Origin of the sequence: Bacteroides gallinarum DSM 18171 = JCM 13658, from assembly GCF_000374365.1 — a bacterium.
Lineage (GTDB): Bacteria > Bacteroidota > Bacteroidia > Bacteroidales > Bacteroidaceae > Bacteroides > Bacteroides gallinarum.
Genome location: NZ_KB894117.1, coordinates 30,485 through 47,372 on the forward strand (window position 1 = coordinate 30,485; position 16,888 = coordinate 47,372).

13 protein-coding genes and 1 pseudogene are annotated in these 16,888 nt (G+C 45.3%); 9 read left to right on the forward strand and 5 right to left on the reverse strand.

The window, feature by feature from the left end; all coding sequences use genetic code 11:
* Positions 1-16: 16 nt before the first annotated feature.
* Both C233_RS0102945 and C233_RS0102950 read left to right on the forward strand, forming a co-directional pair.
* Positions 17-1,249, forward strand: a complete 1,233-nt coding sequence (locus C233_RS0102945) for an MFS transporter (protein WP_018665996.1) — start codon at positions 17-19, stop codon at positions 1,247-1,249.
* 19 nt (positions 1,250-1,268) lie between these two features.
* On the forward strand, positions 1,269-1,745 hold the full coding sequence (locus C233_RS0102950; protein ID WP_025068773.1) for a NanQ anomerase/TabA/YiaL family protein: 477 nt from the start codon (positions 1,269-1,271) through the stop codon (positions 1,743-1,745).
* Between the two features lie 125 nt (positions 1,746-1,870).
* Here C233_RS0102950 and C233_RS23195 read toward each other — a convergent pair whose 3' ends face one another.
* The 4 genes and pseudogenes from C233_RS23195 to C233_RS22225 all read right to left on the reverse strand — a co-directional run bounded on the left by C233_RS23195 (position 1,871) and on the right by C233_RS22225 (position 7,294).
* The gene (locus C233_RS23195; protein ID WP_154656050.1) at positions 1,871-2,827 is read right to left on the reverse strand and encodes a hypothetical protein; all 957 of its coding nucleotides are present in this window, start codon (positions 2,825-2,827) and stop codon (positions 1,871-1,873) included.
* Position 2,828: 1 nt separating this feature from the next.
* On the reverse strand, positions 2,829-3,803 hold the full coding sequence (locus C233_RS0102960; protein ID WP_018665999.1) for a P-loop NTPase family protein: 975 nt from the start codon (positions 3,801-3,803) through the stop codon (positions 2,829-2,831).
* Between the two features lie 19 nt (positions 3,804-3,822).
* Positions 3,823-6,294, reverse strand: coding sequence for a hypothetical protein (locus C233_RS0102965; protein WP_128081913.1), 2,472 nt, complete (start codon positions 6,292-6,294; stop codon positions 3,823-3,825).
* Positions 6,295-6,634: 340 nt separating this feature from the next.
* Positions 6,635-7,294: pseudogene (locus C233_RS22225) on the reverse strand (recombinase family protein).
* Between the two features lie 771 nt (positions 7,295-8,065).
* Here C233_RS22225 and C233_RS0102980 point away from each other — a divergent pair.
* The 7 genes from C233_RS0102980 (at position 8,066) to C233_RS22230 (ending at position 15,530) form a co-directional block, all read left to right on the forward strand.
* Positions 8,066-9,169 (forward strand): DUF3575 domain-containing protein, encoded by a 1,104-nt coding sequence (locus C233_RS0102980; RefSeq protein ID WP_018666003.1) that lies wholly within the window; start codon positions 8,066-8,068, stop codon positions 9,167-9,169.
* A gap of 15 nt (positions 9,170-9,184) precedes the next feature.
* Positions 9,185-10,045, forward strand: a complete 861-nt coding sequence (locus C233_RS0102985; protein ID WP_025068777.1) for a FimB/Mfa2 family fimbrial subunit — start codon at positions 9,185-9,187, stop codon at positions 10,043-10,045.
* 44 nt (positions 10,046-10,089) lie between these two features.
* Positions 10,090-11,037 carry a fimbrillin family protein gene (locus C233_RS0102990; RefSeq protein WP_018666005.1) on the forward strand — a complete coding sequence of 316 codons (948 nt, stop codon included), beginning with the start codon at positions 10,090-10,092 and terminating at the stop codon, positions 11,035-11,037.
* Between the two features lie 27 nt (positions 11,038-11,064).
* Entirely contained in the window at positions 11,065-11,994 is a 930-nt protein-coding gene (locus C233_RS0102995) for a fimbrillin family protein (RefSeq protein WP_026314708.1), read from the forward strand.
* A gap of 20 nt (positions 11,995-12,014) precedes the next feature.
* On the forward strand, positions 12,015-12,863 hold the full coding sequence (locus tag C233_RS0103000) for a hypothetical protein (RefSeq protein WP_018666007.1): 849 nt from the start codon (positions 12,015-12,017) through the stop codon (positions 12,861-12,863).
* 115 nt (positions 12,864-12,978) lie between these two features.
* Positions 12,979-13,986, forward strand: coding sequence for a fimbrillin family protein (locus tag C233_RS0103005; RefSeq protein ID WP_051089628.1), 1,008 nt, complete (start codon positions 12,979-12,981; stop codon positions 13,984-13,986).
* A gap of 14 nt (positions 13,987-14,000) precedes the next feature.
* Complete coding sequence (locus C233_RS22230; RefSeq protein ID WP_018666009.1) at positions 14,001-15,530, forward strand: fimbrillin family protein; 1,530 nt, start codon at positions 14,001-14,003, stop codon at positions 15,528-15,530.
* 336 nt (positions 15,531-15,866) lie between these two features.
* Here the strand turns inward: C233_RS22230 and C233_RS0103015 are convergent, their stop codons facing one another.
* Positions 15,867-16,886 (reverse strand): hypothetical protein, encoded by a 1,020-nt coding sequence (locus C233_RS0103015; protein ID WP_018666010.1) that lies wholly within the window; start codon positions 16,884-16,886, stop codon positions 15,867-15,869.
* Positions 16,887-16,888: the final 2 nt, after the last annotated feature.

Sequence of the window (16,888 nt, forward strand, 5' to 3'; positions counted from 1 at the left end):
TAAATAATATCATAAAATGAAAAACTCAAAGATTTATCCTTGGATAGTAGTCGGCTTATTGTGGGGTGTTGCACTTCTTAATTACATGGACCGACAAATGTTAAGTACAATGAAAGAAGCCATGCAGATTGATATCGTAGAATTACAGTCTGCGGCAAATTTCGGTCATCTGATGGCAGTTTTTCTCTGGATATATGGACTGATGAGTCCTATATCCGGCATCATAGCAGACCGTCTGAGCAGAAAATGGCTGATTGTCGGCAGTTTGTTCGTGTGGTCTTCGGTCACTTACCTCATGGGAATTGCTTCTACATTCGACCAGATATTTTGGCTTCGGGCAATAATGGGAATAAGTGAAGCACTTTATATACCGGCCGGCCTTTCCCTGATTGCAGACTATCATACCGGCAAATCACGTTCTTTGGCAATCGGTATTCACATGACCGGTCTTTATACTGGCCAGGCTGTCGGTGGTTTCGGAGCGACTGTGGCTGCTGCATTTTCCTGGCATACCACTTTTCACTGGTTTGGTATCATAGGCATTGCCTATGCAATCATCCTTATGCTTTTTTTACGGGACAAGAAATCTACAACTTCCGTTGAGACACCTGCAATTGAGCATAAAGAGAAAGAGAGTGTACTCAGGAGTCTGAAATCTTTGTTGACCAACGTAGCATTCTGGGTTATCCTTCTTTACTTTGCAGCCCCAAGCCTTCCGGGATGGGCCACTAAGAACTGGTTGCCTACTTTGTTTGCAGAGAACTTGGGGCTTCCGATGTCACAGGCTGGTCCTATCTCGACAATCACGATTGCAGTGTCTTCATTCATCGGAGTAATTATTGGCGGTATCTTATCTGACAAATGGGTTCAAAGGAATTTGCGTGGCCGGGTATATACAGGCGCTATTGGTCTTGGATTAACCATTCCATCTTTACTATTATTGGGCTTTGGGCATAACATCATCACTGTCGTGGGCGCCGGGCTACTGTTTGGTATCGGATACGGTATTTTCGATGCTAATAACATGCCAATTTTATGCCAGTTTGTTTCATCTAAACAAAGGGCTACTGCATATGGCGTGATGAATATGGTTGGTGTTTTTGCAGGCGCGTTTATTACGAACCTTTTAGGACAATGGGGAGACAGCGGTAATCTCGGCTTAGGATTTGCACTGTTGGCCGTAATTGTTGCCATGGCCCTTTGTGTCCAAATCATCTTTTTACGTCCCAAAACAGATAATGTAGAATAAAAAAACAATATAAGCTTGTATGATAGTATCTAATTTACAAAACAGTACCCGAATAGAAGCGCTTCACCCTCTATTCAGCAAATTATTTGATTACGTGAAAAGATACGATTTGCTCCATACGGATTGCGGACGCATTGAGTTGGATGGGGACAATCTTTTCATCAACAATGTAAACCCCACCTGTATCGATGAAAAAGAACAGGTCTTGGAAATACACCGTGAATATATCGATATACATATCTTGCTGGAAGGAAAAGAACGAATCGGATGGAAAGCGGAAGAAGAGCTCACAGAAGAAAAACAGTCTTATCAAAAAGACACAGACTGTGCCTTATTCACAGACCGTCCTACATCATTTATCGATTTAATCCCCGACCAGTTCTTAATCGCATTTCCGGAAGATGCCCATGCTCCGGTTATAGGAGACGGGAAAATACGGAAACTGATTGCAAAGGTCAGAGTATGCCCCCAAGAAGAACAAATATCATCTTATTGAAGTAGTAAGTATCAATCGCATATCTCCACAAAGGTTTATAGTTGTCCATCATTCTGCTATCCGCAGGCTTATGGCAACTATAACCTTATATTCATAACTGAGTATATCCGGACTTTTCCCAACGCCTACTTGCAATTATCTTTTATATCATCTATCCTTTTTTGGTGGTCGATTACGTGCAATGTAATTTCTTCTATCTTTTGCAAAAGTATTACATTCATCTCATGCTGGGAATATCCTTTTTCTGCTACTTCTTTTTTACTAGGAACGCAAGGAAGATGCTTATACTTTTTTATATACTTTTCTACTTCTGTCAAAGGAAGTAGTTTATAATTATCGTAAAAAACAAAATCAGCCCAATAGTTATTTGGTCCTATACCAACATCTTCTGCTAATATTCCTTTTTTTACAAAAAGTGAGTAATCTTGTATACTTTCAGGTCCAATAGGAACATTTCCCCCAATTTTTACATATGAATCTTTTATTAAAAGCGTGGGATTAGTATCTTTATAATTCAAATTTCCCCAAAAAGCAATACCTCCTTTGGAGGCTACCCTAAACCATGAATCATAGGAATTATAAATTAAAAAATTATTATCTGGTCCCACAGTGAAATCCAATTTTCCAATTTCAGCCCCATTTATAGGGCTTATTCTTAGACTATTGGTAAGATACGTATTATTATTATCTATAGAAAGAGCATTACTTGCTAATCCCCGTGCTTTAAAATTTATAGTTCTATCTGCGTAGAAATAAAAGCGTTCACCATATAAAGCAAGAGCTGCATAAACCTCAGAGCCTTGTTTGAAATTGAAAATACAAGGGGAAGTGATTTCTCCTCCAAAAGTAAACTTGCCACGTGAAGATATAAAGAAATTTGGGCTTGATGCCGCAATTTTAGGGTCATCTCCTAATGTTGATATCATTCCCTTGTGCTTTTGAGGTTCTCTTGTAAAAATATACTGCATATTTTCAACTTTCCCTACTGTTTTCCCACCGCTCAATTGGTCTGTCCAAGTTCCAATTTGGGCATATAAGCAATATGGTAATAACCCTAAAAATATAAATAGTATTTTTTTCATATTATTTCTCATTTAATAGTTTTTCCAGCTTCTCTATTTCTTTTTGTTGGCTGATAATATAAAGTGTTAATTCTTCAATTTTCTGCAATAATGTTATATTCATTTTATGTTGAGAATATCCAGATTCTGATATATCCTTTTGAGAAGGTACATTTGGTAAATGTTTGTTTTTTTGAATTTCTTTTTCTACTTCATAAATATGTGGCAACTTATAATCTTTTAGAAAGACAAAATCGGCCCATTCATTACTTGGAGCTATTGAAAAGTCCTCTGTTAGAACTCCTTTTCTTACAAACAGGGAGAATTTGTTTATTAACTCAGGCTTGATAGTTGCTTGTCCTCCGATTCTAACATAATTATCACCTATTAATAATGTTGGATTTACATTTTGATATTGATCATTTCCCCATAACGCAATACCACTTTTGCCTGCAATTCTCATCCATTTACTGTAAGTTGCTAACATTAGCATATTATTGTCAATATCACTTTTTATTTGGAAATCTCCTTCCAAAGGATTGGTCCTTGGTTTTATCGTTAAGTCTGTATTTAAATAAGCAAATTTCTCATCTATTTGTAATTGAGGAGTAGGAGAATTTCTTGCCTTAAAAAGAATATCTCTATCTGCAATTATATTAAAGTTCTGTTGTACGGTATTTAGACAGGCATATACATATGTCCCCTGTTTTAAGTTTAAGAATGTAGCATAACTAGGATCTACAGAACCAAACGTCAATTTTCCCAAAGAATGTAATTGAAAAAAAATGTTCTCTTGGCCTGTTGCATTAAGTTTCAATTCTAGTCCACGTCGTTCTTCATACCCCTCTTTTGGAAAAAGGAATTGATAATTGTCATAATGACCAACGGTTCTACTACCGTCCAGTTGTTCATACCACTGTCCTATTTGTGAATATCCTTTGGATGAAAAAAAACAAAATAATGAGATGAAAAAAGAAAATAAAATTTGTACTTTCATAATAGTTTATGTATTTGAATTAATTATTAGGATTGTAAAAATCATCTTTCCCTGATGGTAATTTAGTTGCCAATTCAGCTTTTATGAGTTTCCCCGTAAAAGGCTCTGTATTTGCCTCACTTTCAGCATTGGCTGAGAAAGTTATTTTCTGGCAGTTACCAATAAAAGACGTAAAGTTCAAATAAGCAAACCCTCTTGCATTTGCTTTATCTGTTTCCGTAATTTGTCCTTCAGGATGTCTCCAGTTCCATAATATTTTTTGTTGGTCTGCCTTTTCAAATTTTAAATTGGGACATGAGACATGTAAAACGGTTGCATCTTCCTCAAATTCAGAACCATATTTGCGGAAATTTTTCTTAACAGCTTCTACGGTTACGATAACTTCTTTATTTTGAAAGCCATCTTTGGGGGCTTGAATTTTCATTGAAGCATATTCTTCTCCATGCGTCATAACTCGATATAAGAAATCTCCTTGAGCAGTATAATATAATGTTATATCATTATTGTCATCACCATATATCCTAAATATGACTTGATCTCGACCTGATGGAACAGATGGTACAAGTTTTACTGCAATACTTCCTGTTGTCGCCTTAAGTGGATAGAATTTATTAGGTTCAGTTAGTGTTTGAGAAAAATCAAAAGTCTCATGACTATGCTGTGGGTCTATTGGTGTATATCCCCACCAATTTTTATTATTATAAAACGTTCCTTCTTCGATATTGAAAGGAAAATTTCCTTTTTTATCATCTTCAAACTTTATTCCATAAAGCACTCCTGCTTTTACTCCTGATTCCAAGATAATTGGGATTGAAGATAAATCATATGCCGAAATGATTTTATGTTGTTCTATAGAGTTCTCTTTTAGAAAATTTAAAAGGAGATTTTTGTCATGGATGTTAGTGTTTGAAAATGTACCAACAGACTCATAATTGTCGGAAACCTCTGTTGTACCGGGAATAGAACTCCCCATCGTTCCCCCTAATAAATGTCCTTCACAATGAGGCCTTGTTGGATCATATGAAAACATAAGGACGTATGCGTAGCTTTTTAAATCAGTTATTTTCTTATCTCGTGGATCCTCTGTAACATCTGCTAATATTAAAGGATATGGGCTGGAATTCAGCCGTAAAGCATTATAAATAGAATATAATGGTAATGCTTTTTCTGAAACATCTGGATTATCCTTAGGATTTGCAGAATAATAGATGCCAATATTGCCATTACCTTTTAATCCTGCTAATTTACCTGCTTTACCTATAGCAACAGATATACCAGGATTTCTTCCTGTTACATGTCTTTCCTGAGATGCAGCATAAAAATAATGCCATTCATTGGGTCTTGAGAACTTTGTATTACAGATAGGTTTACCTATGTTTATACATCCATGGTCATCGCTTTGTACTTCTTTCCCATTGTCAAGGAAAGGTACTCCGGGAGCAATGTACATCCAATCCATTCCATTTGTAGAAATTGCTAATTCGGTTCTTTGTAGATGCTGTACGGTAGGATCAACTGCTGTTCCATACATTGTTACTAATCCCCAAAAGATATCTTTTTCAAATCCAGGCATTTGGAAAGGTTGCAGGCTATACGGTTCCCACTGTGGCGTTGACATATCTAACCCTATACTTAAATCTACATCTTTTGAGACTAATTGGGGACCGATCTTAGTAATAGTTTCTCTTCGAAACCTATTTCTGGGATCTGGATGAAAAGGAAGTTGTTCTCCTGTTTTCAATGAAGATCTTTTACCGTTCAATCTTGAACAAAAATAGTATTCTCCATCAAATTTTATATAGTTCATATGAGTATCACCATTAATAAATTTGAATTTATACAGAAACTGATCACTCTTTCTTTTTTCTTTAAATTCCCCAAAACCTTTATAAATTCCTTTTTCTGTTACATCTCGTGTGATTTCATATCCTCCTAAATAAGTATTTTTAGACTCCCTTTGAGGAAGATAAACAAATTTTATCGGTTTCTCTACCCCTTTTTCAAGGTCATCATATATTCCAAAACTCTCTACATCAACAGCAACAATATTAGTTGGGAGAAAGCCTGTTTGCTGTGTTGGTGATATTTTTTCATCAGCAGTTTTTCCATTAGGATTGTACCAAAATAGCCCTGCTTCAGGACGCACCCATTGCAACATATTATCAGTATTATTAGTATATGCCATCACGCCAACCTTGGATGGAGGATTTTCTGAATAAGCGATAAAACTGGAAATATATATAGCTATATTTCCATTGGTGTCTTTAACAACATTAGGCATGCCATTTTCTAATTTATTTTCCCATGGATAAAGTTGAATATTAGGTTTAATAATATTTTTCCCATTGTTATACTTTTGAGGAGGTTGAACGTGAATGTCATCTAAAGTATAGGAGAACAACATTGGATTTAATGAGGAATACTTTTGCTCATTTTGAGCATATAAATTCATTCCTATTAATAAGATTAATGAAGATAGTGTTATTTTCATAGCTGTTTTTTATTTTATATAAAAATATAAATATTTTATCAAAAACACAATAGTACAATCCCAAAATAACATTTATTAAGAAGAATGCTCATAACTCTTAATGGTGTGAAAAAGCACTGTTTTTTATCAGCTTTTCATATAAAGATAGGTAATGATATTTAAAAGAGGTTAGTATAATATACCATTACCTCAAATTCTATTTTATATTTTGGACATAAAATGAGTTTTTTTATCTTTGAGGTAATAAACCAACGATTATTTCGAAAAAAAATAGAGAAAGGACTATACGCCTGGAAAGCAGCGGCATGTTTAGCGGGCACACAGCCTTTCCCAGGATACGTCAACCGTTACCTGGCTTGCGGTTTCGCATGTGGCGTGCTTCTCTTTCGCGGAGGGCTTTGCGCACGGTAGGATATTTGTTGCGGAACTTGGTAAAGGTATCGCGCGACAGGTCGAAATGCCGACAGATATCGCTTATAGATTTACCTTCTTCGAGCATTCACAGAACGGTTTCCCGGTTGGTGACAAGAACTTTCAACTTGGTACAGCTACCTTTTTTGCGTCCCAGAACCGTTCCTTCAGCCAGCCGAAGGGCTAAGGCTTCCTTGGTGCACATGGAGATAAGGTTGCGTTCCAGTTCCGCCACCAGGCCGAAAGCGAAGCACAGTACCTTGCTGTTGATGGAGTCGTCGAAACAGTACCTCTCTTTTGTGGTGTACAGGTTGATGCCCTTGCCCAGGCATTTGCCCATGATGGCCATAAGGTCGGTGAGCGTTCGGCTCAGGCGGGAGATTTCGGTGACGATGATGGTGTCTCCACGTTTCATGCGTCGCAGCAGTCCGCCGAGTTTACGGTCGCTCTCCTTCCGCTTCCCACTGACTATCTCGGTCACCCAATTGTCTACTTTGAGATTCCGGCTTTCGGCAAAGCGGCGGATCTCGTCTTCCTAGTTGGCAAGCACTTGTTTTCCTGTGCTTACCCGTAAGTATCCTATAATCATAATTGATAATAAATTAGATGAGAGCGATATTGCTCTCAACCAGGGGAAGATAGACCTTCTGGATTGGTATGCAGTACGAAATGCCGAAGGTTTGTATTAAAAACATGTAACTTTCAGTAGTAAAATGCTTCGGACACAAACGGGGACTGTCAATACAATGCTGAATAACCGAACACGCGGTTCATGGCATGATAGGTAACAATGATGTTATGAAATGGAGTGGAATGACATGAAAAATAACTATTTTATGTAAAAAAAAGATATGTCTCTTATTAATGTAATGAAAATATTTCTATATATTTGCCTGCATTATAACTACTATACATGAGTACCCTCGACAGAATATGGTCGCCCGTTCTGTCTTTGACCGGGTTAAAGACAGGGACTGGGAGTCCTCTTTCCGAGAAAGAGGGACGAAAACCTGTAAGTTTATTTTCGAACGACACCGTGGAGGGCGGGAAATCTGAAGATTGCATCAGATATTCTGTAGAATCCTTGCGTTTGTGGGGAATTTTTATACTCTCTCTCTCTCTCTTGGTTACGCGCGTCAATATACGCAATACGATTTAATTTTCAAACACTTAGCCGGGATTTTCTTTCCGGATTATCCCTTCTCCTTACCTCGATATTACACGATTCCCCCGCCGTTGTCGGTAACCCGGTGGGGAGAAAAATTTGCGCCTTCCGGCGGTATGCGGTTCATGGATATGCCATGCACGGATGCCGCCGGATTTTTTATCCCCATGCTAAACCCGAAACAGAAATAATAATATGAATGCAAGAAGAATCATACTGACATTACTGCTCGTGCTGTCCCTTTTGCCGTTGTCGGCGCAAGGAGTGGCGGACACGTCTTACGTGTTCCGCTTTGTACCGCGTGAGGACATGTTCTACGTCCCGTTCGGGGAGAACGGGAAAGAACTGCAACGCCTTCTGGAATGCGTGGAGCGGTACAAGACTGACATCCTTGCGGGAAAAATCCCCCTGCATGTGGACGGTTACTGTATTTCTGCATCCACCGAAGCGGAAAACCTCGCCGTGGCGAAGACCCGTTCCAACCGTGTGAAATCCGAACTGATAACCCGCAGCGGACTTGTGGAGAAATGCTTCATCACGTGCAATCATGCCACGGACGGCGATTTCGTCACGGTACGCCTCGCAATACCGGCAGAGAAAGATGCCCCGGACAGTACGCGGGCAAAAGCCGACAGTATAGCTGCAGAGCGTGTGAAAGCGGAACAGGCGGAGAAAGCCCGTCTTGCCGCCGAGGTAGAACGCCTCGCGGCAGAACGTGCCGAACAGGAGCGCAGGACAGCCGAAGAAGCCGTACGCAAAGCCGAACTTGAGCGGACGGAAGCCGAAAGGCTCGCTGCCGAAGAAACTGAAAAGGACGACTATACTCTTTCCCTGCGTGCGAACCTGCTTCGCTGGGCAACATTGACACCCGACTTGGGTATCGAGTGGCGCATCCATCCGTCATGGGGCGTTCTGGTGAACGGCTCGTGGACATCGTGGACGTGGAATGATAAGGACAGACGCTATGCCCTTTGGGAAGTATCGCCCGAAGTGCGCTATTATATAGGTAAAGAGAAACGCGGCTATATCGGTGCGATGTACAAGGCAGGGCAGTTCAGCTACAAGCTCTCTGCGACCGGCAGGCAGGGCGACCTGATGGGTGGAGGCATTGTCGGCGGTTATCAACTGCGGCTGAACAATACCCTCTCGCTTGATTTTAACCTCGGCATCGGCTGCGTGCGTGCCGACTATGAGAAATACGAGGTCATCGACGGCGTGCGTGTACGCAGAGGCACGGAGAGCAAGAACTGGTGGGGCCCCGTGAATGCGGGTGTTACCTTAGTGTGGAAACTGTTCTAACGGAAGGAGGGAAAAATGAAAGCAAAACGATATACGATAATGGTGGGAGTGGGGGTAATGACATTATTGTCCTCCTGCGTGAAAGACGAGCTTTTCAACACGCCGCATCCCGATCACGGCAAGGTGGCAATTACGGCTGAGTGGACGGAACGAGGCGAAGGCATAGCCGTACCGGAAAAATGGACGGTGAACATCGGTGAATACACCGGAGAGGAAACCGCCGAGATCCATGCTCCCGATTACTTGTTCGAGCCGGGCGAATACCGGATAACGGCATACAACCCTGCCGGGAATATTACGGTAAACGGAACAACGGCAACTGTCGTCGTGTCGGACGGTTTCGTTTCCAACGCTCCCGAATGGCTGTTCACCCATGTGCAGGACGTGACCATAGAGAAAGACACCGACCACGAGTTCACGGCGGAAATGAAGCAGCAGGTACGCCAGCTCACGCTCACCATCGAGCCTTCCGGCGATGCGAAAGACCGCATCGTGAGCATTGAAGGCACTCTTTCGGGAGTGGCGGGAACGCTCGATATGGCAACGGGCGAACACGGCACGCCCTCGAACGTAAAGCTGACCTTCACCAAGATAACCGAAGGCGACGACGCGGGTAAGTGGACGGCTACGGTGCGGCTATTAGGTATCGCAGGAGATGTGCAGAAGCTCACGGGAACAATCACTTTCGCCGACGGCAACCCGCAGCCTGTAAATCTCGAAAGCGACCTGACAGCGAGTTTGAAGGACTTCAACGCCGGCAAGACCGAGCCGATCATGCTCGGCGGTACGGTCGCGGAAACCCCGACCGAAGCGGGCGTGTCTGCCACCATCGACAAATGGGATACGGTAACGGGCGACCCTGTGGAAGCCATGTAGAGAGAAAAATAAAAAACAAATAATCAGAAAAACAAAGACATAGTATGAAGAAGATTTTTTTAGCAGTCGGCGTACTCCTGTTTTTCGCCGCCTGTACCAACGACGCAATGAACGACCCGCTGGCCGACGGGCCGGTGGCGATGACTTTCACGGCAGGCATCGACGCGGTGGCGACCCGTGTCAATTCGGAAGGCAAGGCTTTCACGGAAGACGACAAGGTGGGTATCGTTCCCATGAAAGACGGGGACGTGGAAACGGGGCAGTTCAATGTGCTCTACACGTATAGCAGCGACAACCAGTTCACGGCGAATCCTCCCTATTGGTTCCAAGACCGTGAAACGGTGACCTTCAACGCCTATTACCCCTACGATGCCGAACTGTCGACGAATGGTGTAATCACCATCGACACGAAAGCGAAAAACCAGACCGCAGGGGAAGAAACGGTGGCGTCCGACTGGAGAAAGAACGACTACCTGTTCGCCTCAAACACGGCCGACGTAAGCAGTCCGACCGTGAACTTTACCGGAATGGATCATACTTTCAAGCACGTGATGAGCAAATTCACCTTGACGCTGAAGGCAGGCGACGGCATCTCCGATCTTCAGGCATTGACCGGCTATACGTTAGGGAATTTTATCACGACAGGCACTTTCGATATCAAGACAGGGAATGCCGTGCCGGATGCCGAAGCTACCACTGAAGCGATATCGATGTCAGTAACCGGAGAAAATGCCGAGACGCTCGAATGCGAGCCGCTTATCCTGCTCCCGCAGGATATAGACAGTGGCAAGCTGAGCCTCACGGTGCATTACAACAATCAAGACTACCATGCCGAACTCAAGTTGCCGGAGTATACTGTAAAAAAACTTCTCGCGGGCTACCACTACCGCTATACGGTCAAGGTCAGCAACACGGCATTGGAGATAACAAATGCTTCGATAGTGGATTGGACTGAAGCGGATAACTTCGACGGTGAGGCCACATTGCAATAACTTGTAACAATAAATAATAAAAACAATATGAACAAGTATCCTTTATCAATGATTTTTGCGGTAGTCCTCGCACTGGCCGCCTGTACCAATGACAATGAGCCTGCCACACCGGACGACGGCCCCGTGGCGGCACAAGTGAACGCCTCTATCGAGGGAACGATGACCCGCGCCAGCGGTACACAGTGGGCGACAGGCGACTGCATCGGCATTTCCACGGTGAGCGATGGTCTGACGCGGTATGAGAATTTCCCGTACCGATATAATGGCACTGTATTCTCCCCTGCGGATGACGCGATTTATTATCAGGATGCCCAAGAGCAAGTAAAATTTAACGCTTACTACCCGTTCGACGGCACGGCAGGCTTCATTCCGACCTCCATCGAAGCGACCACCTCCGCCGACTACCAGATTGCGGAGAAACAGCCCAAGATAGACTTTCTCTTTGCTGAGGGGGCAATAGCGAGCAAGGCTAATCCGACCGTGAATTTCACCGGCGACAATGCCTTCCGCCACTGCATGAGCCAGATTACATTGACTTTCATCGAGGGTTCGGACATGAGCTTTCCCGGTTCCCTGACCTCCTACACGCTGAAGGGATTGAAACTCTCTGGCGCATTCAATCCGCAGACCGGCATAGCGCAGCCAACAGAAACGGCGTCAGTGGAAAATCTCGGCATCACGCTGTCCGATGTCACAGTAAATGACAAGAGAACATACACCGCCTCGCCCGTTATCCTCTTCCCGCAGGAGATGGGTGGAAAAATCGGAATAGAAGTGACAGTCGAGGGGCAGATCTACAAGGCAACGCTCATCATTCCGGAAAGCAAATCGGCATTGGAGGCCGGCAACAACTACACTTGGCCCGTCACTGTCAGCAAGACCGGCATGAGTGTGGGTCAGGCACAGATAAAGGATTGGACACCGGTACAGGGTGAAGACACTATCGCCACGATGTAACTGGACGAAAGCGAATAAAGATGAAAAAGAATTGTTTTAACCTGAATAATATCCTTTGGGTAGCCTGCTGCCTTGCAGCGATGACTGTCTTCACAGGTTGCAAAGACAGCAATGGCAAGGACAGCGAAGTCGGTATCCTGAGACCCATTGCCGAGAACATCACCGGTAAGTGGAACATGGATGAGAGCCACAGGAAACAGGACGGCAAGTGGGTGGAAGACCCTATCCCCGACGGCGAAGGACACACCTACACCCTCCGCACGGACGGCACGGCGTTGAGTGCGTTTACCGCTCCCGACGGCTACACCAAGCTCAACTCGGGCGAATGGAAAGTGGACGAAGCGACAGGCAAACTGACACTCGGCACGATGACCGTCGATGTGCTCAGTCTGGACGCGACATCGCTTGTCATGGGGCACGACGAAGCCCGCGACTCGGAGACAGGTGAAATAATGGAGGGAGAGTTCCGATGGACGTTTGCCCGCATGGACGAAAGCCAAAAGACATTGGCAGAAAAGTTAGTGGGCAAATGGATTCTCTCCAAGAGCTACGAGAAGAAAGGCGGCGAGTGGGTGGAAAACTCCTCCGGACTGCCTGACGAGGGCTGGCACCTGTACCGCGCGGACGCTACCTTCACCGCCTATTCACGCACCGGCGAACATGAATTTACGAGCGACACGAACTGGGTGGTGAACTGCACCACCGGGACGGTGCGCTGGACGGCAGAGAACGGGCAGTCTTCCACGGCAGACGTGGCCATTGAAGCCGACGGGACGCTCTCCGTGTACTACTCGAACAGTTTCGACCCCGTGACGGGACAGTCTGTCGCCGGCGAATACAAGGACGTGATGGTACGTGCACAGGAATAAATTTCAGCCATCCCGTGCAGCAGCGTAAGCACGGAGAGATACCTATCATATAAGGTGCATCGGGCGGTTTCGCAGCCGTCGGTGGCGCAAGAACAAACAATTAAAAACCGGAAATATGAAACGTAGTATATTACGACACAAGCCAGTTTTATGGTCGTTGATAGCCGCCCTGACTTTGGCCTCGTGCTCGCAGGACGAATTTGCAGACAACGGACAAAACACGCCGCTGCCCGTCGGACAATATCCGCTGGAACTGACAGCCGACGGACTGCAAGCTGTGGCAACTCCGGCGCAGCCCGCTACACGCGGCACTTTCTTCGAGGGCGACTGGGACGGAGTGACGAGTGTAAGAGTAAGAGTGGACGACCAGCAGGAGAAAGAATACAAAGTAGAACCATCAGCAGACAAGAAAACGGCAGACCTTACCCCTGCCGAACCGCTCGAACTGACCGATGAGTCCTTTTGGTGGACAAACACAGGAGATGAAAAGACCGTCACGGCATGGGCACCATCCAACTATGTTCTTGATGAAACTATTGAATTTCCGACAGAGTGGACGAAGGAAAGTTTCGCCAAGTATGACATTATCGGAGTAAGACAAACCGTCAATTTTGAAGACCGGAACGAGCCTTTGGCGTTCCAACACCTGATGGCGAAATTCATTATCAACCTGCGGGGAACGGAGTACCTGAAAGCCGCCAAGAGTGTAAAGGTACAGTTGAATGGTAACTCATGGAGATGTGGAACTATGGACATTAGTAACGGTCAGTTGAAAATTCTCCCTGAATGGAAACTGGGAGAAGGTATTACCCCTTATCCTCTTCCCGAAAAAGAGTATAAGGAAGCAGACTTCGGCGACAGACTGCCGGAGAAGCCTTTTGCCTCTTATACGGCTCTTGTCACCCCGCTGTCCGGTTCTGTTTCGCCTTTGCTGACAGTTGAAGTCGATGGCACCAAGTATAAACTTCTGCAAAGCAGTTTTACTGATGGATCGGTGAATTATAAAGCCGGACAAGTCTATACTTTCAATGTCACCGTCAAGGAGAACGGCTTGAACGTGACTGTCGGGCAAAGCATCGACTGGGATAAGGGCGACACCGGCAACGGAAAAGTAGAACTATAATAAAGGACAACAATATGAACAAGAATATTTTATCAGGAATGATTTTCGGGGCGGCACTCCTGCTGCTCGCCGCTTGTACGCAGGACGAACTGACGGAGCAAGGCGACACCCTGCCCGAAGGCGTGTACCCGTTGGAGATTTCATCCGTTACCCTCGATGCGGAAGTCAGCTCGCAGCCGTGGAGAGCGGACGGTCCGCAGACCCGTGTCAGCGAGAACACAGGTGAGAACAGCAGCAAGTGGGACGGAGGCGACATCTTCTACGCCAAGCCCAATGGCGCAAGCGAAGCAGGTAAATTCCAGATACAAGAGGGCGGCATCGCCGTGCTCACTCCGACCTACTGGACGCAAACCACCGACGACGTAACGGCATGGCACGCCTCGCCCGAAACCGAAAGCGGCACAATCGACCTCTCCGACCAAACGGGAGGACTTGCCTACCTGCTACAAGCCATCGTGTATAAAGCGCCGTATGATAACCCCGTCTCCCTCAAATTCTCCCACCAGCTTTCCAAAATCCGCGTGAAGCTCGAAGGCGACAAGGCAAACGATGTCAGCAAGGTAAGTATTGAGAGCTACACCACCTGCGTCCATACGAACGGCACGATGAATAGCAGTGAAAACAATGACGAAATCAGGATGTACCGGGTGGACAATACTAACATCTACGAAGCCAATGTGGTACCGGGGAAAAAAATAGAAAAGTTCAAGGTAAATAACGGTGATTGGGTAAAATTATCAAATCCCGTCACGCCCGTTGCAGGAAGCTATCACGAGATAACTATCACGGTGAACCTACAAACAACAGATATAGACCTTTCAAGTGGAAATGCAACCATCTCGGAAGATGGAAACTACCGCATTACCGGGAACAACTCAGGCAAGGGATTGGAAATAAACATTCCAGGCAGTGATTGGGGCACTGTTCTCAGAAGTACAATCGTCCTTGATAATACGACCTTAGAAAGTATCAACATGGCAGAAACCGGTTATGCTGGTGCGGCTTATGTCACTTTCATCATCAAGGGAGACGTAACCGTAAGCAAAGGAATTATAGCGAAGTGCGGAGGTGAAATACGCATCGAAGGTACTGCTGGCAGCAAATTGACTATTACATCTCCGGACGGTCACAATCCCGCCATAGGCAATTTGAACACAAAAAGTGCAGGAGTAGCATTGTTCATTGAAGATGCAACCATTGAGGCTACCGGTTCTGGCAGTGCGGCTGTAATAGGGACAAGCAGCGGCTGGCCGGGAAGCGGAAGCGTTGGTGATATCACCATTAAGAATTCAACTCTCACGCTTACTGCCGTTTCAGGTGATTGCGGAAATCCGGCTGTGATAGGAACCGGAGCGACAGATAGTGGTAGCCTTAGCTGTGGCAACATTAACATCTATCTAAAAGAGGGACAGAGCAAAACGGATTTCCTGCAAAATCTGAAAGGCAGTTATAATCAACAGGTGGGAGTAGGCAATGCGTCGGGAGGAAGTGTATCTTGCGGTTCTATCAACTGGTATAACTTCGACGAAAGTCCGGCAAATTGAAAATTCCCCGAATACGGCTCTTTCGAAGTGTAAGGCGAAACAGCAAGAAACGAATATAGTATCAACTAAAAGGAGTACCCGTCTCGTAAACCGGGTGGCGGAATCCGAAAAGCCGACAGAGTAGGAATAGGAAGACACCGACATCGGTAAGACCGTGCAGCCAGTAACTCCCTCCAGCATCCTGGCAGGAATATATTCGAATAATAAAAGCTCCCATTGATTGGGAGCTTTTATATTGTTATTCAGTCTTTTGCCATTTACGGTTGGTCAGGTTATCGGAGTCTGCCATTTCCAACGTACCAGCCTCGATAGGCTTTCTCTATTGTATATAAATAATCATACCATCCACGGGTTACGGTACGGGTCGTAGTCCGTCTGAAAGGTAGCCAGCTGCCAGTCGGTGACCGGCTTTTTCGTTTCATCAAGTTTTCTCGGTATTTGCGGATTAAGCCGCAGCTTGGCAGCATCGTTGAGCCATTTCATCGAGTCCTCGTAGTCACGCACGCGGACGACGGACACATTGTTGGGAGCCACGAGTTTGGTCAATTCATACAGGGCAAGGCGTACCATGTGCTTTTTGAGGTTATAGTTGCGCGGGTCTTGCGGAGAAAGGTTACTGCCGACAACCGGTATGTCCGCATTCACATCCGTTTCCGGGTGGAATACCTTTCCGGCATAGACGACGTACTCGTGTTCGGAAAGTTCATACGTGTTGTATTCCGGGTCGTAATCGGCTATTGCTCCCCAGCACTCCGATGCCATCGGGTCGGAGTTGCTGTCGAAATCATCAAGCGACATCAGCGTGAAGTAACCGCCGTCATATTCCACCACGCTCCACAAGGGATATTCAACGGGTTGCCAGGGGGAGGTTCCCGCTTCCGTCCATCCTTCCACCATCGGGATACGGATGTCATCGAACTTGTAGCCGTTCTCCGCGAGGCAGGTATAGACTGCCCCGTTATGGCTTACCTTGTCTCCGGGATAATATGTATTGAACTGGGAATAGCCGGGCACTTGCCCCGCATCCAGGTCTATTCCGGAATATTCCTCCCAGTGGCTCATTACGGCGGGCTTCCGGTAACCGCTTATGGAGCGTATCACCTCATGGATCTGTCCCTCGAAGTAAATGTGCACACCCACCGGATAGGTAACCCGCCTGTCGTATTCGGCTATGAACTTTCCTTTGGCGAACTCCTTTTCTATCTCGTAGTTTTCCGACAGGTATTCCACGATACTCATTTCCGCGGATTCTTCCGCCTGGATAAAACGCCCGTCATTGCCCCTTGTGAGCTGAGTGAGGGCTTCCGGGGTGATGATCCCCAGGTAGTCGTTGTTATTGAGAAAACGTCTGTACATGT